The 16,586-nt window shown below is 46.8% G+C and carries 21 protein-coding genes; 11 read left to right on the top strand and 10 right to left on the bottom strand.

The genetic code is table 11. From position 1 onward, the window contains the following. Positions 1–28: 28 nt before the first annotated feature. Positions 29–340 (bottom strand): hypothetical protein, encoded by a 312-nt coding sequence (locus tag ACQCVH_RS14225; RefSeq protein WP_426836317.1) that lies wholly within the window; start codon positions 338–340, stop codon positions 29–31. A gap of 93 nt (positions 341–433) precedes the next feature. Here ACQCVH_RS14225 and ACQCVH_RS14220 point away from each other — a divergent pair, with 93 nt between their 5' ends. After that, complete coding sequence (locus ACQCVH_RS14220; protein WP_426836316.1) at positions 434–775, top strand: hypothetical protein; 342 nt, start codon at positions 434–436, stop codon at positions 773–775. A 218-nt stretch (positions 776–993) separates the two neighbouring features. On the opposite strand, the gene ACQCVH_RS14215 is transcribed toward ACQCVH_RS14220, so the two are convergent. From ACQCVH_RS14215 to ACQCVH_RS14205, 3 genes are all read right to left on the bottom strand, one after another. After that, entirely contained in the window at positions 994–1,176 is a 183-nt protein-coding gene (locus ACQCVH_RS14215) for a DUF1272 domain-containing protein (RefSeq protein ID WP_426836315.1), read from the bottom strand. A 108-nt stretch (positions 1,177–1,284) separates the two neighbouring features. Beyond that, the gene (locus ACQCVH_RS14210; RefSeq protein WP_426836314.1) at positions 1,285–2,106 is read right to left on the bottom strand and encodes an SPL family radical SAM protein; all 822 of its coding nucleotides are present in this window, start codon (positions 2,104–2,106) and stop codon (positions 1,285–1,287) included. Positions 2,107–2,117: 11 nt separating this feature from the next. Then, positions 2,118–2,831, bottom strand: coding sequence for a 2OG-Fe(II) oxygenase (locus ACQCVH_RS14205; protein WP_426836313.1), 714 nt, complete (start codon positions 2,829–2,831; stop codon positions 2,118–2,120). Between the two features lie 120 nt (positions 2,832–2,951). Between ACQCVH_RS14205 and ACQCVH_RS14200 the strand changes: the two genes are divergently transcribed. After that, entirely contained in the window at positions 2,952–3,080 is a 129-nt protein-coding gene (locus ACQCVH_RS14200; RefSeq protein WP_426836312.1) for a YrzO family protein, read from the top strand. A 61-nt stretch (positions 3,081–3,141) separates the two neighbouring features. Here ACQCVH_RS14200 and ACQCVH_RS14195 read toward each other — a convergent pair whose 3' ends face one another. Both ACQCVH_RS14195 and ACQCVH_RS14190 read right to left on the bottom strand, forming a co-directional pair. Then, positions 3,142–4,089: an L-lactate dehydrogenase gene (locus ACQCVH_RS14195; RefSeq protein WP_426836311.1), complete on the bottom strand. Its 948-nt coding sequence runs from the start codon at positions 4,087–4,089 to the stop codon at positions 3,142–3,144. A gap of 201 nt (positions 4,090–4,290) precedes the next feature. After that, positions 4,291–4,617, bottom strand: coding sequence for a hypothetical protein (locus ACQCVH_RS14190; protein ID WP_426836310.1), 327 nt, complete (start codon positions 4,615–4,617; stop codon positions 4,291–4,293). Positions 4,618–4,735: 118 nt separating this feature from the next. Between ACQCVH_RS14190 and ACQCVH_RS14185 the strand changes: the two genes are divergently transcribed. The 3 genes from ACQCVH_RS14185 to ACQCVH_RS14175 all read left to right on the top strand — a co-directional run bounded on the left by ACQCVH_RS14185 (position 4,736) and on the right by ACQCVH_RS14175 (position 5,993). After that, positions 4,736–4,888, top strand: coding sequence for a YfhE family protein (locus ACQCVH_RS14185; RefSeq protein ID WP_426836309.1), 153 nt, complete (start codon positions 4,736–4,738; stop codon positions 4,886–4,888). Between the two features lie 130 nt (positions 4,889–5,018). Next, on the top strand, positions 5,019–5,441 hold the full coding sequence (locus tag ACQCVH_RS14180) for a DUF1801 domain-containing protein (RefSeq protein WP_426836467.1): 423 nt from the start codon (positions 5,019–5,021) through the stop codon (positions 5,439–5,441). Between the two features lie 18 nt (positions 5,442–5,459). Next, the gene (locus ACQCVH_RS14175; protein WP_426836308.1) at positions 5,460–5,993 is read left to right on the top strand and encodes a GNAT family N-acetyltransferase; all 534 of its coding nucleotides are present in this window, start codon (positions 5,460–5,462) and stop codon (positions 5,991–5,993) included. A gap of 299 nt (positions 5,994–6,292) precedes the next feature. On the opposite strand, the gene ACQCVH_RS14170 is transcribed toward ACQCVH_RS14175, so the two are convergent. Continuing rightward, positions 6,293–6,940: a hypothetical protein gene (locus tag ACQCVH_RS14170; RefSeq protein ID WP_426836307.1), complete on the bottom strand. Its 648-nt coding sequence runs from the start codon at positions 6,938–6,940 to the stop codon at positions 6,293–6,295. A gap of 109 nt (positions 6,941–7,049) precedes the next feature. Here ACQCVH_RS14170 and ACQCVH_RS14165 point away from each other — a divergent pair, with 109 nt between their 5' ends. Together ACQCVH_RS14165 and ACQCVH_RS14160 are read left to right on the top strand one after the other, a co-directional pair. Further along, positions 7,050–7,883 (top strand): GNAT family N-acetyltransferase, encoded by an 834-nt coding sequence (locus ACQCVH_RS14165; RefSeq protein WP_426836306.1) that lies wholly within the window; start codon positions 7,050–7,052, stop codon positions 7,881–7,883. Positions 7,884–8,016: 133 nt separating this feature from the next. Next, positions 8,017–10,062 carry a catalase gene (locus ACQCVH_RS14160; protein ID WP_426836305.1) on the top strand — a complete coding sequence of 682 codons (2,046 nt, stop codon included), beginning with the start codon at positions 8,017–8,019 and terminating at the stop codon, positions 10,060–10,062. 45 nt (positions 10,063–10,107) lie between these two features. On the opposite strand, the gene ACQCVH_RS14155 is transcribed toward ACQCVH_RS14160, so the two are convergent. After that, complete coding sequence (locus ACQCVH_RS14155) at positions 10,108–11,358, bottom strand: GGDEF domain-containing protein (protein WP_426836304.1); 1,251 nt, start codon at positions 11,356–11,358, stop codon at positions 10,108–10,110. Between the two features lie 403 nt (positions 11,359–11,761). Here ACQCVH_RS14155 and ACQCVH_RS14150 point away from each other — a divergent pair, with 403 nt between their 5' ends. Further along, the gene (locus ACQCVH_RS14150; RefSeq protein ID WP_426836303.1) at positions 11,762–11,962 is read left to right on the top strand and encodes a cold-shock protein; all 201 of its coding nucleotides are present in this window, start codon (positions 11,762–11,764) and stop codon (positions 11,960–11,962) included. Between the two features lie 91 nt (positions 11,963–12,053). Here the strand turns inward: ACQCVH_RS14150 and cypC are convergent, their stop codons facing one another. Together cypC and ACQCVH_RS14140 are read right to left on the bottom strand one after the other, a co-directional pair. After that, positions 12,054–13,310, bottom strand: coding sequence for a CYP152 family fatty-acid peroxygenase CypC (gene cypC / locus ACQCVH_RS14145; RefSeq protein WP_426836466.1), 1,257 nt, complete (start codon positions 13,308–13,310; stop codon positions 12,054–12,056). A gap of 175 nt (positions 13,311–13,485) precedes the next feature. Then, positions 13,486–13,995: an SRPBCC family protein gene (locus ACQCVH_RS14140; RefSeq protein WP_426836302.1), complete on the bottom strand. Its 510-nt coding sequence runs from the start codon at positions 13,993–13,995 to the stop codon at positions 13,486–13,488. 231 nt (positions 13,996–14,226) lie between these two features. On the opposite strand from ACQCVH_RS14140, the gene ACQCVH_RS14135 reads away from it, so the two are divergent. The 3 genes from ACQCVH_RS14135 to ACQCVH_RS14125 all read left to right on the top strand — a co-directional run bounded on the left by ACQCVH_RS14135 (position 14,227) and on the right by ACQCVH_RS14125 (position 16,336). Next, the gene (locus tag ACQCVH_RS14135; protein ID WP_426836301.1) at positions 14,227–14,853 is read left to right on the top strand and encodes a metal-dependent hydrolase; all 627 of its coding nucleotides are present in this window, start codon (positions 14,227–14,229) and stop codon (positions 14,851–14,853) included. Positions 14,854–15,077: 224 nt separating this feature from the next. Continuing rightward, a complete protein-coding gene (locus tag ACQCVH_RS14130; RefSeq protein WP_426836465.1) occupies positions 15,078–15,596 on the top strand; it encodes a LemA family protein in 519 nt (172 codons plus the stop codon). Continuing rightward, positions 15,596–16,336, top strand: a complete 741-nt coding sequence (locus tag ACQCVH_RS14125; protein ID WP_426836300.1) for a TPM domain-containing protein — start codon at positions 15,596–15,598, stop codon at positions 16,334–16,336. Before ACQCVH_RS14130 ends, ACQCVH_RS14125 begins: the two co-directional genes overlap by 1 nt. Positions 16,337–16,586: the final 250 nt, after the last annotated feature.

The raw sequence follows: 16,586 nt of genomic DNA, 5'->3' as shown, positions 1-16,586 counted from the left end.
TTTTCATCGTTCTAATGAGGAAGGGCATTTAAGCTTCACCATAATACTCAGCAAAATACAGGAAGCCGAATTTCCTGACGAGATAGTTTCTTAACTGCCCGGCAGTTGCTTTTTCAATAGGAGGTTCTGTAAGTGTATAAGCTTTGCCATTTAGCCTGGAAAATTTCTCGGAATCTGCTTTGTTATGATAGTCATCGTCGATAATTCCTGAAGTCAAAGCAGCACCAGGATAGCCGCTTATAAAAACATGGGTCCTGAGAGCAAGATGAGGGGTTGAATGAAGCAGCAGGAAAATGATCACTATACCGGCAAGAACCAGTTTCTCTTTTTTATATTTCATAAAAGATTTCTCCTCACCTTTAATTTCTTATAACTATTCCATGGTCCGTAAAATAATCCTGCTAAAACCTGTCAAAAAGGAGTGAAGCAAAATATGAAGAGAATAGTCCTGTTTCTTTTTCTGGCGGCTGCTGCCGGTCTGGCTGGAGCCTGCAGTGCATCCGGCCAACACCCGGGAAGTTATCAGGTCGTGATCATCGGGGGAGATGAGAAACTGAGCGGAGCATTCAGCGATTTTGCCGGCAATGGCGGGCTGGTTGGCGAGCTCCGGTATATTGCAGATCCTGAGGAGGCCCGTAAAGAATTTCCGAAGTATTCTTTAGAAGAGACTCCGGTCATATTCATTTTTGAGACCGGGGGAGGCGTGATGAAAAAGCTTGCGCTGGAAACAAATGAGGTGGAAGAGGCACAGGAGTTTTTGGAGGGGAAGGATTAAAAAGAGGCAGTTGGCAGAATAACGTATGAAGTTGGTAGATTATGCTCCGAATTGGTAGAATAACCTGCAAAGTTGGTAGAATAACCGGCAAAGCTGGTAGATTATCAGGCCAATTAACCAAATTAGCCGTATCGACCGCCTGCTGCCCTCTTTTTCAGCAGCCAAATGCCTGAAAACCGGCTTGAAGAACGCTATCCAAGCCGGCAAAACAGCGATCGTCATCCAGCAGCAGTCTGTCTGGGCCTCCTAACAAGCTCGCCGCCGCAGTTCGGGCAAATATTATCCATCTCCTCCGTGCAATCCCGGCAAAAAGTGCATTCATATACGCATATAAAAGCTGTATCAATCAACCCCAAAGCAGAATTGCATCTTTGGCATTCTTTTCTCATTTCCAGACCCATAGAAAGCCCTCCATCCGTCTATTTTCACAGCTAAGGTTAGCAGAGATTGGGGCAATCTTTTAGGGACAGATCGCAAATGTTTTCGGGGGTCAGCAGGGGCTGGAAACCTTATCCCGGAAGGAAGCCCTCCTTGCTGATCAAAACCTGTTCGGGGGGAAATACGTCTGTAAATCTTTTATATACCTTTCTATAAGCGGTCCTGTTATACCATTCATTTAGGTTCAGTTCTTCGTAAAGAGAAGGGATGCCGATCTTTTCCGTTCTTCGTCCTCCGCTTCCATCTCCCATAAAATAATCATCAATGCAGATCCTGTTTACAATGGGGAGAAGCAATTCCGGGAACCTCTCACTGCTGGGGAGCAAAGGGGCAATGGTTGCCTGGACAGGTATTCCTGCTTCCTTCAGCTCCCGCAGGGCCTTCAGCCTTGCCGGAATCGGCGGGGCTGAAGGCGTGAAATGCTTTCTTATGCTCTCGCTGTCCGTTTCCACTGTCATGCTGATCCGCACCTTTTCTCCAAGCTTTTGAAACAGATCCGCATCCCTTGCAGCAAGGGGGCTTCTTGTTTGGACAAACAAGAAGTCCGGCTGATTTTCTTCCATAGCTTCAAGCAGGGAGCGGGTAATTCTTTCTGAATGCTCAGCCGGCTGATAAGGGTCTGTGCTGGAAGACATGAAAATGGTCACTGGCCCTTTCTTTTTGGCTCTTGTTATTTCTTTGTCCAGCAGTTCTGCCGCACCCTGCTTCACGTCGACCCAGCTGCCCCATTCTTCGCTGCGGAAGATGGAGACCGGCATTTCCCTCACGTAGCAGTAGGAACAGCCGAAGGCACAGCCTGTATAAGGGTTAAGCGAGTGGCTGTAGCCGGAAAGGAAACCGGTGCCTTTTGTCAAAATCGTTCTAGGTATTTTATAAGCTATATTAGCTTTCATTCTAATCATCCTTATTTTGCATTATGGAAGATGAGTCCCAATCCATACCTGGTACCGGAGGAGAGTGTACTGACACCGTGCCGGACAGTGTTCTTGTAATAGCCTCTTTTTCCCTGGACCGGCCTGCTGCTCGTTGGGAAAATCAATGCCTCGCCCTGCTCGAGCGTTATCACATGCCCCCGGCTTTGGGCCCTTGGCCGCTGTTCTACGAGAAGGGATTCACCGCCGGTGTAGTCCTGCCCCCTTCTGCTCAATGTGAATAATACCTGGAAAGGAAAAAACACATCACCGTACAGATCCTGGTGCAGGCAGTTGTAGCCCTCCTGCTCATATCTCAGGATAAGCGGGGTTGTCCGTTCCTGGCCATGCTGCCTGCACTCTTCAAGAAATTCCTCCAAGGTGCCGGGATAGGCAGGCTGTTTGCCAAGCATGACAAGCCAGCGGTTGGCAGCTTTCGCAAGCTCAGGGTAAAAAGCTGTGCGGAGCTCCTGCAAAAGAGGGGGAAGCGGATCCGCAAAATATTTGTATTCACCTATCCCAAAGCGGTAGCGCTCCATATTGATGGTGCTTCTATAAAGGCTTTCATCTTCATACATACTGATGAAAGAATCGCATTGTGCAGGGGATAGGAGGGTTCCTAACTTTACAAATCCATCCTCATCCAAGGATTGATGAAGCACCTCCCAATCAAGGGTGCTTATCTTCTTGCCCATTTCGCTGTCCATACTGTGGCCTCCTTTATATGTAATGATATGGTCTATTATTTGCAAAGTCTTGTATTAAGAATGAGTTATCATGTGGTAAATAAAGGATATTCGGACAGATGTATGGGAAGGAGTCATACGATGATCATATTTATTGTGCTTACCGCTGTTATCACACTATTTTCCATTGAGGTAAATCTGCGGAAGTCAGTAAAACAAAATCAAGAAATGATTGAATTGCTAAAGGAGATGAAGAAAGGGGAAGAGTAGATTGAATGCCTCTAAAGCAGAAAAGAGCCGGCAGCATGGTTCAGCCGGCTCCTTTCTGATATTAAAGTGTATTGGCCATAATCTCCTTTAATACTTTCGCAGAGTGGCTGAACTGCTCTTTTTCTTTCTCATTCAGATCGATTTCGATTATTTCACGGATGCCTTCCCGGTTGATGATTGCGGGAACACCTATATAAAGATCCTTTTCTCCATATTCGCCGTCCAAATAAGCAGAAATAGTCAGGATGCAATTTTCGTTATGGAGGATTGCTTTTGTAATCCTGGCCAACGACATTCCGATAGCATAATAGGTCGCACCTTTTCTTTGGATAATATCGTAGGCTGCATCACGTACATTGACGAATATTTTTTCGAGACAATCCGGTTTCGCGTCTTCTTTGCGCTCCATAAAGCTGCCAAGGGGTTCAATTCCAATGCTGCTATGGCTCCAGACAGGGAATTCCGTATCTCCGTGTTCCCCGATGATGGCTGCGTGGACATTTCTTGTATCTACATTAAAATACTCGCCCAGCTTAAAGCGCAGTCTGGCTGAATCAAGCACGGTACCGGATCCGATGACTCTTTCTTTAGGGAGGCCGGATTCCTTCCACGTCACATATGTCAGGATATCAACAGGATTTGTTGCGACCAGGATAATGCCGTCAAAGCCGCTCGCCATAATCTGTTTGACAATGGTCTTGAAAATGCCGGTGTTCTTCGCTACAAGGTCAAGCCTGGTTTCACCAGGCTTTTGGGGCAAGCCTGCAGTAATGACAACAAGATCCGCTTCCCTGCAGTCGTCATAAGTCCCGTTCCACAGCCTGACTGGGGAAGGGGCAAAAGGCATCCCGTGATTAAGGTCCATTGCTTCACCTTCGGCCTTAGCTTCGTTTACATCAATCAGGACAATTTCTTCTGCAGCACCCTGGTTGACCATTGAATATGCATAGCTGCAGCCCACAGCTCCAGTCCCGATTACAATAACCCTGTTCACTTTGTTCGTTTTCATCCTGAATTTCTCCCTTCAATTATAAGAGTCATATTTATGGTTATATCCTGCGAGGCAGTTATTTAAGATACTTTTATTATATATTATAAATGTGAAATATATCACAAACTCTATGACTATTTTGTGAAATATTTCACAAATACTTCGGAAAATAACGGCTATGATCCTGTCATAACCGCTAAACCAGCTGTTTTGAGCCTTTTATTCAGCCCGGTCCAGCCTTTTTCTGAAGTCTGAGGGGGAGAGGAGAGTGTAATCTGTATTTTTCTTTAATCCTTCCAGGAAACCAAGATCGGCTTCGTAAAGCTCCTCTTCATCGTATTTATTGCTGTAGTAAAGCTGTTCTGAGCCAGTTTGGAGAAGGAGACTAAGCTCCAGAGCCATCGAGGAGCCGCTTGGACTGTCTTCATCTCCAAGAACAGCACCTGGATGAGAGGATTCCTCCTGGCTGATGTATAAACGGGAATCGTCCGCATGTTCCGCCGCCTTCACCAATTCGGGAAGCGTTCCTATCTTTTTCAATGTCATTCTGCATCACCTCTATTCCCTGTTTACCTAATTATAGGGGGCTTCTAAACTTTCCGTTTGCAGGAATGTCCAGAGGGTAAAAGGATAATGAATATAAATTGGAAAGGAGAATGCTGAAATGGCAGACAAAAAGGCACCATACAAAGGGTTCAACACAGAACAGAACAACGGGCTATCCGATACCCAGGAAGTAAACTACAGCAGTGATTTCAAGAAAGCCTATAAAGCTGAAAAGAAACAAGACTCCGATTCCAGCGAAAAAACTGAATGATGGAAAGGAAAAGCCCTGCCGGCAGACGGCGGGGCTTTTTGCTTCTTATAAAAAAGGCCGTCTGCAGGAAGGAGATCAGCCCTTCCTGTAGAAATGTACACTAAGCAAATTGAACTTAAGGAGGGAAATGATGTACGAGCAGAAGACGAAGGAAAACGATAAAAGTGTAGAAGAATTCATCGAAAATGTAGATAGCCCGAAGAAACGGCAGGATGCATACAGACTGATTGAGATTTTTGAAGAAACAAGCGGATTCAAGGCGAAGATGTGGGGAGACAGCATAATCGGATTTGGATCTTATCATTATAAATATAAGACCGGGCATGAAGGGGACGCACCGCTTGTCGGCTTTTCTCCGAGGAAGGCAAAGATCAGCCTCTATTTTGCCACAGGGGACAGCCAAAGGGGAGAGCTGCTTGAGAGATTCGGCAAGCATACTTCCGGCAAGGCCTGTGTGTACATCAATAAGCTGGCGGATGTGGATGAAGAGGTCTTAAGGGAGCTGATTTTCCAATCGATACAATTTCTAAGGGACACATATCCAGAATCCTAGGAGACGGGAGGGACAAGATTGAAGATCAGGAGAGCGGAGGACCAGGATGCAGAAGGAATCGCCAAAGTCCATGTGGAAACGTGGAGGACTGCTTATAAAGGCATTATTGATGATGAATATCTTGCAGCTCTTTCCGTGGAAAAAAGGACAGAGCTGTGGCACAGGAATATAGCGATACCCGGGAACATCGTACTTGTGGCAGAGAAAAATGGCAGTATAGTTGGCTTTACAGACAAAAGCCAAGAGGAAACAGGCGAGTATGAGGGCTTCAAAGGGAATGTCACCTGTCTTTATGTACTTGAAGAGCATCAGGGAACCGGCCTTGGGAAGGCACTCCTGCATGAGCTTTTTCATGCTTTTCAAAAAGAGGGAATCGGTTCTGCTATCGTCAAGGTTTTGAAAGAAAATGACGCCTGCAGCTTTTATGAATATACAGGTGCAAGGCTGCTGAAGGATGCTATCACAGTGAAAATCGGCAGCGGCCGGGAGCTCGAGCTCTGTGTGTATGGATGGAAGGACTTTAACCCAGCATTTTTACAGCAGGAAAATTAAGAATAGGAGAGACAAAACGATGAAACTGGCTCTTAAAGCATGTATCCTATCAGCCTCATGCCATCTGATGTATGCGGCTTATTCTGTGGTTAGCGGCTATATACAAACCAAAAACTATGAACCTGATATCGGCAAGGACTGGCATGAAGCAGCCTCAGCACCGGCCTCGGCAGCATTTGGCCCGGCACCTTCCCCCTGGATATTACCTCTGACTTTTATAGCCGGTGCCTGCCTGTTTGGAGCAGTGTTGTCTTGGAAAAAGAGTACCCGGTGACAGAAGCCATAAACAATCCTTCAGCTTATGCCCTGCTGGAGGATTCCTTTTTACTTTTATATCCACTTGCCCCTGTTCTTTCTATCCCTAAATTTTCAAGCAGATTTTCTATTGCTGTTAAGTGCTTTTTGTCCGGCACAGCAATGAGACCTGGCTGAAACAAACGATTCTTCACCTGGAACTTTAATTGATAGCCATTGTCTGCGCGCGAGTCCAGCCCGTAAAGGGGATGCCAACGGACAATTTTCTCTGTTTCAAAAGAGCGGATTTCGCTCTGGCTGTAAAACCTTCCGTGCAAAATAATGCCGTCCTTCATGATAAATAAATTTTGCGGCTGGCGGATGAAGCTTGCAATGGCAAAGAATATATAAGCTGCATTCAAGAAGGCGGGGTCAAACCAATCTGTTATAAGCAGGAGCAGGAGAAAGCATGCCATGAGGAAAAAGGCACATAACGTTCCCCATTTTATATACTGATAGGATTTAGTATTTTTTGTGATCGGCTGCATTTGCTTCCATTCACCTGGAAGCAGGATGCCTGAGTATTCTTCCTGCGTGCGGGGGAATAAAGCTTGTCCCGACAGATCGGCCGCTTTTTTTATACGAAGCCGGAGCTGCAGCAGGTAATAGCATCCGATGAGGAACAAGATGATAAAAAAAAGGTCAAGCCACATAGTTTTCCGTCCTCTCTATGTCTAAAATTTTTGCCCCTTGCTTTACTAACTAATACGAAGAAGATGGAAAAAAGTTCCCTATTTTCAAAAACAGAAGGAGCTAAGAAAAATGAGAATGACAGACCGCCTGAAAAGAATCATCCATCTGGCAGAAAGAGAACGAAAGGAGACTGGCTGCCAGTTTATCCAGCCGGAGCATCTGCTGGCCGGCTGCCTGCTTGAAAATACTGGAGCATTTGCGGAAATGGCGAACAAGTGCCGTTTAGATATAAGCAGTCTCCGCTCAGCTGCGGCCAAAAATGGAGAGGGAGGGGATTTTCCAGAGGGATTTCCGGCGCAAATATCTGAGGAAACCATGAACGTGATGGAAGCGGCGGCTGGCTTTATGAAGAGATACGGCCAGATGATCCTTAATGAAGGCCATCTCCTGAAGGCGCTGCTTTCCTGTGATTCTCTTGCTGAACTGACAGGGGAGAAAAATAAACAGCAGATGCTTGCAATCGGGGCAGCTGCCAGAGATTTAGCTGTACACCTGGCATCGTACTCACCGCCTGACAAGCTGTACTCCACAGTCAGGAGAGCCGGGCAAAAGGATAGAGAGATACTTGCTGAATTTACAGAAGACAATTTTTCGGCTGAATGGGCCCAAACGGCCGAAGCTGGAATGCAGCAGGAGGAACCGCCAGTTTATATAGCGTTCAGTGGGGAGGGAGAGCTGATCGGGTTTGCTGTGTTTGATTCTTATAAGGGAAAAAAGGGTTATTTTGGGCCAATGGGAGTTGCTAAAGGCATTCGGGAAAAAGGAATAGGAAGTGCCCTTCTCCATGCCTGTCTCAAGAATATGAAAGAAATCGGCTATGAATATGCAATAATCGGCGGAGCGGGACCGATTGAATTTTATGAAAAAGTGTGCCGGGCTGTTGTCATTCCGTATCCAGACTGAAAAAGGTTGTTCAAAAAATTGAAACAATTAGCATGATCTCCTCTGTTTAGCTCCTTCTTCTTCTGGGAATGGGTAAAAGACTTGTACATAGCTGCCAGTCAGCATGAGCCATTCTATATGAGGAGGAGACTGAATGAAAGATAACCGCAATGTAAATGAATCCAGTAAAAACGAACAGCTCGAGCAATTCCGGACAGATGACCGGGGGGAAAAGCTGACAACCAATCAGGGACTAAAAGTTTCGGAGGATGAGTTTTCCCTTAAGGCCGGTGTCCGGGGGCCAACCTTGCTGGAGGATTTTCATTTCCGGGAAAAGATGACTCATTTTGACCACGAACGGATCCCGGAGCGGGTCGTCCATGCACGCGGCTTTGCAGCGCATGGGGAATTCCAGGTATATGAATCGATGAAAAAGTATACAAAGGCAAAGTTCCTGCAGGACCCTGCTGTGAAAACCCCTGTGTTTGTAAGATTCTCAACGGTCGTCGGCTTCCGCGGATCAGCTGAGACTGTCAGGGATGTACGCGGGTTTTCGACAAAATTTTATACAGAAGAAGGCAATTATGACCTGGTAGGCAATAATATGCCTGTCTTTTTCATCCAGGATGCGATCAAATTCCCCGATTTTGTGCATGCAGTGAAGCCTGAGCCTCATACAGAAATGCCGCAGGCAGCCTCTGCACATGACACCTTTTGGGACTTTATCGCAAACAACCAGGAATCTGCCCATATGGTTTTGTGGGCGATGTCAGACAGGGCCCTTCCAAGAAGCTTCCGCATGATGGAAGGGTTCGGCGTCCATACATTCCGCCTTGTGAATGAAGAGGGAGTTTCACATTTTGTTAAGTTCCACTGGAAGCCGGTGCTTGGCGTTCATTCCCTTGTCTGGGACGAGGCGCAGAAGATCGCCGGGAAGGATCCTGACTTTAACCGCAGGGATCTTTGGGAGTCCATTGAGCAGGGCAATTATCCGGAATTCGAGCTTGGGATCCAGGTGATAAAAGAGGAAGACGAATTCGCCTTTGATTTTGATATTCTTGATCCGACGAAACTCTGGCCTGAAGAAGACGTACCTGTCCAGATCATTGGAAAAATGACGCTCAACCGGAATGTAGACAATGTCTTTGCTGAAACTGAGCAGGTCGCTTTCCACCCCGGCCATGTGGTGCCGGGCATAGATTTCACCAATGATCCGCTGCTTCAGGGGCGTCTGTTCTCCTATACAGACACACAGCTTCTTCGCCTTGGCGGGCCGAATTTTCACGAGATACCGATTAACCGCCCGGTTTGTCCTTTCCATAATAATCAGCGCGATGGGTTTCACAGGCAGACCATTAATAAAGGGCCGGTGAGCTATCATAATAATTCAATCGCGAATAATACCCCTTCTCCTGCTTCAGAGGCAGAGGGCGGGTATGCCCATTACCAGGAAAAGGTCGAGGGGCGAAAGGTCAGAGCCAGAAGCGACAGCTTCAAAGACCACTTTTCACAGGCCAAGCTGTTCTGGAACAGCATGAGCGGTCCGGAAAAGCAGCATATTATTGATGCATTCAGCTTTGAGCTCGGCAAAGTGAAGAATAAGTCGATCCAGCAGCAGATTGTGGATATGTTCGCCAATGTCGATTTGGAAATGACGAAAGAGTTTGCGAAAAACATCGGGGCAGTCCCTCCTAAAGAGGGCGGTTCTTCTGTAACGAAGTCTTCGCCGGCACTCAGCCAGGAAAACACAAAGAAGCTTCCTGCGACACGCAAGGTGGGCGTCATTGCTGCCGATGGTTTTGACGGGGAGGCTGTAAAGGTGCTGGAAGCCTTGAAAGCGGAAGGCATCATGCCTGTGATCATCAGCGACAGGCTTGGGACGATTAAAGGCTCTGATGGAAGCGAGCTTGAAGTCGAAGATACCTTCCTGACAACAGAATCAGTCCTGGTTGATGCTTTATATGCTGTAGGAGGCAAGGGTGAGACAAAGAAATTTCAGCAGGATGCGGTATACTTCATCAATGAAGCCTTCTCCCATTTCAAGCCGATCGGAGCGACACATGAAGGCAGGAGCTGGCTGCAAAACAGTGAAAAAAACAATGCTGCAGGAGTCATTCTTGGTGAAGGAGCGGAAAGCTTTGCACAGGATTTCATCCAGGCAGTTGCCCGGCACCGCTTTTGGGAGCGTCAGCTAGTATAATAGGAAAGCAGCGGAAAATGATTCCGCTGCTTTCTTCTGTGTTTGCTAAGACCCTATAGCTTCGAGGCTGACTAAATCGTTCTTGGCCGAAACCCGGTTCCTGCCAAGCTCTTTTGCCTGAAAAAGCAGCTGATCTGCCAGGATATAGGCTTTTTCCATTGGGGTTTCAGCGTTTACCTTTCCATAATAAAGGCCGAAAGAAGCTGTATAGCCGATCTTGATCTTCCTTCCGTGGAAGTCCGCCTCAGCCGGTCTTTCCGTCAGCCCCCGGGTGATTTCCTCAATCAGCAGGCTGCATTGATTAAAGTCCCTCCCGCGGAGGAAAAGAGTGAATTCCTCCCCGCCGCTCCGGATTAGGACATCTTCCTCAGACAGCACCCCTTTCAGGCTGTCAGCAAAATGCCTGATGACGCAGTCGCCTACTGCATGGTTATAAGAATCATTGATCTGCTTGAATTTGTCTATATCGGCCACTATGATCCCAACTGTTTCCTGCGCCTGGTCCAGTTCCTTCATTTTCTGGTCCATGAAGGCGCGGTTATGGACGCCGGTAAGGAAATCAGTATAGGCCATCTGCTCAAATTTATCGCGCTCATATTTATGCTGCGCGCTTTGGGACTTGGACAGAAAAGACCGGCTTACAAGATAATTCAGCAGGAACAGGCCAAGCAGCATGTCCCACTTTCCATCCTGGAGGAAAAGAAGGAGGAACCCGTTTGTGAAAGCGATTTTCCCCATATCAAGGACACTTCTGCTTTTTATAAAATCGATTGCCTCCCTGCGCGTATTGATTTCTCCTAAGAACGAGAAGATGATAATCAAATAAAGATCGGACAGAGCGGCTGTAACTGTAATAAGAAGCAGCATCAGCAGCCAGAAGCCGAATGGGATGTCTTCCATCCGGGGATACAGAGATTGAAAGATAAAGTAAGCAATGCTGTTATTCAGTGTAAAAGCGCCGATATTGTAAAAAGTGTGGACAAATTCATCAGGATCTGCTGTTTTTGTTTTGATTTTTGTAATATAGACAGTACAACGATAGAGAGTTTCAAACACCAGCAGTCCCACCGGCCCGGCAAAAAGCCCAATTGAAAGGCTGTATGTGATGCCGTAGTCAATGGTCGAGCTGCCCAGCTTGCTATGTATCCCCAGGTGAAAATAAGAACTGGAAAAGATCCAATAAAAAGCAAGGGCCAGGAGATACACATTCCAGTCAGGAACAATCCATTCCGACTGGGAAGCAACTGCAAGTGAAGTGAAAAAAATCAAAAAGATAAATAATCGCGCCTTTAGCATAATTGGTATTTGGACCCCTTCGATTGTTATATAAAAAAGTCAAACAGCGTAATTGCCACAAACCTATTTACTAATTATATAGCAATTTAAAAATTCAGAACATAAAAATAATAAATATTTCATGATTTTCCCAACCTAAACAGAAGGGGGTCAGGCAAGGCAGATGGACATTTGTCCATCTATGGTGCCTGGCACAAAAGAAAATTGTCGAGATTTATCGGATTGTTTCCGTTTTCATTTTTTTAAGGAATACATTTGCTTATCCATTATTAATCTGTTATCATAAAGTGAAATTATTTTTGTTCGGTATATAAGGAAAGAACAGTTTTGATACTTTTCGCCTTGATAACTTTGAGCAAGAATAGTAATACAATGTGTGTTTACACGCAAGGAGGCAACAAACATGGCTACAGGTAAAGTTAAATGGTTTAACGCAGAAAAAGGATTCGGATTCATCGAAACTTCAGAAGGTCAAGATGTATTCGTTCACTTCTCAGCTATCCAAGGCGAAGGTTTCAAAACTCTTGACGAAGGTCAAGAAGTAACATTCGACATCGAAGAAGGTCAGCGCGGACCTCAAGCTTCTAACGTAGTTAAAGGCTAATACGCGAAGAACGGGCACTCATTTTGAGTGCCTTTTTTGTGTGGAAAGAAAAGGACACCAGTCCTATAAAGGGCGGTGTCCTCTTTAACGGTCATTTCCTTCTGATATTGCTCATGATAAAGCCGCTCTCTGGAAATGTCGGCATCCTGGATAGGCTGAAGCTCATCTCCTGATCCTCTGGAACCGAATAGTCGATTTCATTCACGAGGAAGTCAAGGCTTGCTTTCATAACCTCAATCGTTATGCCTTCTCCCGGACACCGGTGCCCTTTCGAGGCATCGCCGCCGCCTTGAGGGATTAAATCAAACAGGCTGCCGTCCCATTCTTCGAACCTCTCAGGCCGGAATTCAAACGGCTGCTCCCAAAGTCCCGGATCATGATTGGTTCCGTAAATATCTAGAAGGACAAGCATCCCTTCTTTGAATGCTGCACCATTCCAGACGAAATCTTTGCGTACAATTGCACCAAGGAACGGACCGAAAGGGTAGAAGCGCCGTACTTCCTGGACAAACATCTCAAGCTCGCGGCCGCTGCCAGTCTGCAGCATCTCCTTATAACGGGGATGGCCGTGAAGCGCCAGGGCAGAAAAAGCAATGAATGTCGAAATGGCAACAATCGGGCGGAGAACATTGATGAGTTCGACAGCTGCCATCTGGGAGTCCAGAAGAGTTCCATCAAGTTTTTTATGAAAAGCCATTTCATACAGCGCAGAACCTTCTTCTGCGGCCAGCCGCCCATCTCTAACATCCTCAATGATACTCCGTATCCAGTCTTCTGAGCTGCTCCTCGCATGCCTGCCTTTCCAATGGCGCGGGCCGACCGCCCCGAAGGCGTCAACCATATCGGCAAATTCTTCCGCTCTATCCTTTTCTTCCTCCGGCTTCAGCGGAACACCCGCCCATGCGCAGGCAGTCCGGCACAGAATGACCTTGGCTTCATCTAACAGGACAACCTCACTTCCGGCTTCCTCCCATTTGGCGGCCGCTGCCTTCCATTCATTCATGACCATACCGGCAAGCCTTTTTTGATGGGGAGAGGTCATCAGGGACATGAACAAGAGCTTCCTGTGGATATGCGCGTCCCCGTCCATCGTCTGGATGGCATTTTCGCCAAACAATGTTTTTTGTATCCGTTTGGGAGCGGCCCCATTTCTTTGAAAACGGTCTGTATCATAGAATAGCCGGGCCGCTTCTTGTCCGCTCATGCATATCACTTTTTGCCCAAGCAGGCGGGCCTCAAAAAGCTCTGTTCCGTACCGTTCTTTTCTGTTAAGAATAAATTCATAGCCTTCCTTCATTAAAGTAAGGCTGTTATCAAGACTTTTATCATGAGGAATCTGCCCGTTCATTGCCATCAGCATCTGCTCCTTTGTATACCTGCATTTGTCTTGTATTATTTTTCACTATTTTCAGGCGGTTAAACACTGGGCTTTAGTTTCTTTAATAGAAACTTTTGAATCCCGGCAATATATCGTCTGCAGGAACGAAAAAACTCCCCATTAATGTGAATGGGGAGCCTGCCGGTTATTTTATCATATTCAAATATTCATCCAGCTGGCTGAAGGTGCTGGAATATTCCTGGTGTAAACCATCCAATGCAGCTTCAAAGCTTTGCTGCTCTTGAATATCAGGATTAAGGGGGGATGCCAGCAGCTCTATCTCGGTTTTATTTTCCGAACTGATGAAGGTTACTTGGTTGACCACTTCAAGGGGCCATACTGAATTAAAAGGAGCGCGGACTGCACTGCCTTCTTCATCTGAAAAAGAGTTGATGAATATAAGTTTATCGGGAGGGGAGATTTCATCATATATGAACCGCCCCCATATTTCATAGCCTTCGGGAGACTTCTGGCTATAGTGGAACATTCCTTTTGGATGGAGTTCCAGCATGGTGACCTTCATGGCATATCCTTTGGGGCCCCACCAGTTCTTGAGGTGCTCTGCTTCTGTCCATGCTTTGAATACAAGCTCGCGCGGTGCATCGAATTTCCTTGAAACCACTAGCCCGGTTCGGGTATCTTTTAGCATTGTCATGTCCTCCTCCTTTTGAAATATTCAGCCGAGGGAGGTGGGAAATAGAAGCTGCGATGTCTGGCCCGGCCATAATTATACTATTCTAAATATACGTTAAAAGAATGAAAGCTGTAAATTTATTTATCAAAAATGAAGTTATATTTTTCCTGAAAAAGACTAATTCCCCATGCAATCATATGTTCTATTATGCTAGTATAATGATTAATATATAAAAATAGACAGGATGACAGCATGAACGGAACAGCGCATATGACAGTCGGGGCCGTCATTGGATTTATGGCAGCCAATGCCGTGCAATCAAGCCCGGCGGAAACTCTTTTACTCGTGGGGATCGGCACAGCCTCAGCCCTCTTGCCGGATGCCGATATCGACGGCAAGCTCAGCAATAAAATTACAATATCCCATAAAGCGATCCGCTCGATTGCCCAGACGATTGGGCTTTTGATGTGCTTGTACAGCTTCCTAGAAGGAGGAAGCAAGGAGCGCTGGCTCGGAATGGGGGCTGGTGCAGCCATTGTGATCCTGGCATCCTTCATCACAAAGAGGAGGATGCTGACCGTTACGGGGATCGGGATGGCGGCCGGCGGTTTATCCCTTCAGGAAAGCTGGCTTTTGCTTTTGGGTATATACATCATTGCAGCCTCGTTCGTCTCCCACAGGACCTACACCCACTCAGCGGCAGGCCTGATTTTCTTCGGAGTGATTGCCTATCAGCTTGATCTCTCCCTTGGGACAGAAGGGGTGTTTAAGACCTGCATGGCCGCCTATGCGAGCCATCTTATCACCGATATGAAGTTTCTCCCTTTCAATAAGCGCGGCATTAAATTATTGCTGCCATTTTCATCAAAAGAGATATGAGGAAGCGGTCCTGTAAAAGGGCTGCTTCTTTTTTTTATATGAGAACGGAAGGCTTTATCCTAAAAATGCCATTCTTCATTCCCTTCTGGAAAGTTTAGCTTTCAGGAAAAGAAGGAAAAATAATGTTCAAGACAGACTAAATCACCAATGAATTGGGAGTGGACAACTTGAAAAAGGGTTTTGCAGGAATAGCGATTGCAATTGTGGCCTTAATTATTATTTTTATGATGCTGGGGTCCAGCTATAATGGATTTGTAAATGCAGAAGAAGATGTAGACAAAGCGTATTCGCAGATCGAGAACCAGCTGCAGCGAAGGCTGGACTTGATCCCGAACCTCGTAAATACAGTCAAAGGGTATGCGGCTCACGAAAAGGAAGTCATCCAATCCATCTCTGATGCCAGGGCGAGACTGGCAGGAGCAAGAACACCAGAAGAAGAAGCGACGGCCAATACCGAGCTTTCGAATGCATTGAGCAGGCTGCTCGTTGTGGTTGAAAACTACCCGAATCTGAAGGCGGACAAGCAATTTACGCAGCTGATGGATGAACTTGCCGGAACGGAAAACCGCATATCGGTGGCACGCCAGGATTATAATGAGCAGGTGGCAAGATATAATAAAAAGGTTCAAAATTTTCCCGGCGTCATTGTTGCCAAAGTGACCGGATTTGATGAGAAAGAATACTTCCGGGCAGACCCTGCTGCGGCAGAAGCGCCTGAAGTTGATTTTGGGGGCAATGAGTAATGATCCGGCATCGGGCATTCCCTCTTGTTCTGGCGCTTCTCCTGCTGTTCATCTCTGCAGGCGCAGCAAACGCTGAAGAAAACGGAATTCCCGCCCCGTCCGGGGATATATATGTCCAGGATTTTGCAGATGTCTTAAGCCCGGAACAGGAAAATGAAATACGGACCCTCGGGCGCTCCCTTGAAGATCGGACCACTGCCCAGGTTGCAGTCCTGACAGTAGAAACGACCGGGGGGCGGCCAATTGAGCAGTACGCAAACCAGGCATTCCGGCAATATGCTATCGGCAGTGCCGAAGAGAATAATGGCGTCCTGCTTGTTCTTGCCATGAAGGAAGAAAAAGCCCGGATTGAGGTCGGCTATGGGCTGGAGGGCAGGATACCTGACGGCAAAGCCGGAAGGATACTTGATGAAGTGACGTTTCCCCTGCTCCAGGCCGGGCAGCCGGGACAGGGTGTCCTTGACACTTATAAAACGCTTGCCGGCGAAGCAGCAGCCGAGTATGGCCAAGGCCAGGGTGCAGCACAGCCTGCAGGAGAGCAGGGCACAGGCATTCCTTCCTGGCTATTATTTATCATCATCGTCGGAGTCATCGTGCTGGATTTTATGTTTTTTGGCGGTACATTGACCTATCTGCTGCTTTCTGTCATTTCGCGGGGCGGAGGAAGAGGCGGCGGAGGCGGACCACGCGGCGGCGGGGGCGGCTCATCCGGCGGGGGCGGTGCCAGCAGGGGCTGGTGAGAGAGAAAAGAAGGGCTGTTGCGTGCGATTTTGCCGATTCGGTAGAAAAAGGCGGGAAATGATTAAAAAAAGTCAGGAAATAATCAAAAAAACACCGGTTTTAAGTGAATTAATCCTTCAATCGGTAAATTCAAGCATCGCTCTGATTCTAACCCTTAAATTCAGCCGCTGTATATCTAACAAAAGGCTAACTCACAGCCTCAGCCGGATATATCCGCAAAAAAAAGCCGGAAACTGCATCAGTTTTCGG

The sequence above is a fragment of the Bacillus infantis genome (assembly GCF_050107595.1).
In the GTDB taxonomy this organism is placed as follows: Bacteria; Bacillota; Bacilli; order Bacillales; family Cytobacillaceae; genus Bacillus_AB; species Bacillus_AB infantis_C.
This window is presented reverse-complemented; position numbering and strand designations above follow the sequence as displayed.

Bases quoted from the DNA above. Each gene is read 5' to 3' on its own strand.
- ACQCVH_RS14225 (WP_426836317.1), bottom strand. From the start codon at position 340: ATGAAATATAAAAAAGAGAAACTGGTTCTTGCCGGTATAGTGATCATT.
- ACQCVH_RS14220 (WP_426836316.1), top strand. From the start codon at position 434: ATGAAGAGAATAGTCCTGTTTCTTTTTCTGGCGGCTGCTGCCGGTCTG.
- ACQCVH_RS14215 (WP_426836315.1), bottom strand. From the start codon at position 1,176: ATGGGTCTGGAAATGAGAAAAGAATGCCAAAGATGCAATTCTGCTTTG.
- ACQCVH_RS14210 (WP_426836314.1), bottom strand. From the start codon at position 2,106: ATGAAAGCTAATATAGCTTATAAAATACCTAGAACGATTTTGACAAAA.
- ACQCVH_RS14205 (WP_426836313.1), bottom strand. From the start codon at position 2,831: ATGGACAGCGAAATGGGCAAGAAGATAAGCACCCTTGATTGGGAGGTG.
- ACQCVH_RS14200 (WP_426836312.1), top strand. From the start codon at position 2,952: ATGATCATATTTATTGTGCTTACCGCTGTTATCACACTATTTTCCATT.
- ACQCVH_RS14195 (WP_426836311.1), bottom strand. From the start codon at position 4,089: ATGAAAACGAACAAAGTGAACAGGGTTATTGTAATCGGGACTGGAGCT.
- ACQCVH_RS14190 (WP_426836310.1), bottom strand. From the start codon at position 4,617: ATGACATTGAAAAAGATAGGAACGCTTCCCGAATTGGTGAAGGCGGCG.
- ACQCVH_RS14185 (WP_426836309.1), top strand. From the start codon at position 4,736: ATGGCAGACAAAAAGGCACCATACAAAGGGTTCAACACAGAACAGAAC.
- ACQCVH_RS14180 (WP_426836467.1), top strand. From the start codon at position 5,019: ATGTACGAGCAGAAGACGAAGGAAAACGATAAAAGTGTAGAAGAATTC.
- ACQCVH_RS14170 (WP_426836307.1), bottom strand. From the start codon at position 6,940: ATGTGGCTTGACCTTTTTTTTATCATCTTGTTCCTCATCGGATGCTAT.
- ACQCVH_RS14165 (WP_426836306.1), top strand. From the start codon at position 7,050: ATGAGAATGACAGACCGCCTGAAAAGAATCATCCATCTGGCAGAAAGA.
- ACQCVH_RS14160 (WP_426836305.1), top strand. From the start codon at position 8,017: ATGAAAGATAACCGCAATGTAAATGAATCCAGTAAAAACGAACAGCTC.
- ACQCVH_RS14155 (WP_426836304.1), bottom strand. From the start codon at position 11,358: ATGCTAAAGGCGCGATTATTTATCTTTTTGATTTTTTTCACTTCACTT.
- ACQCVH_RS14150 (WP_426836303.1), top strand. From the start codon at position 11,762: ATGGCTACAGGTAAAGTTAAATGGTTTAACGCAGAAAAAGGATTCGGA.
- cypC (WP_426836466.1), bottom strand. From the start codon at position 13,310: ATGAACGGGCAGATTCCTCATGATAAAAGTCTTGATAACAGCCTTACT.
- ACQCVH_RS14140 (WP_426836302.1), bottom strand. From the start codon at position 13,995: ATGACAATGCTAAAAGATACCCGAACCGGGCTAGTGGTTTCAAGGAAA.
- ACQCVH_RS14135 (WP_426836301.1), top strand. From the start codon at position 14,227: ATGAACGGAACAGCGCATATGACAGTCGGGGCCGTCATTGGATTTATG.
- ACQCVH_RS14130 (WP_426836465.1), top strand. From the start codon at position 15,078: ATGATGCTGGGGTCCAGCTATAATGGATTTGTAAATGCAGAAGAAGAT.
- ACQCVH_RS14125 (WP_426836300.1), top strand. From the start codon at position 15,596: ATGATCCGGCATCGGGCATTCCCTCTTGTTCTGGCGCTTCTCCTGCTG.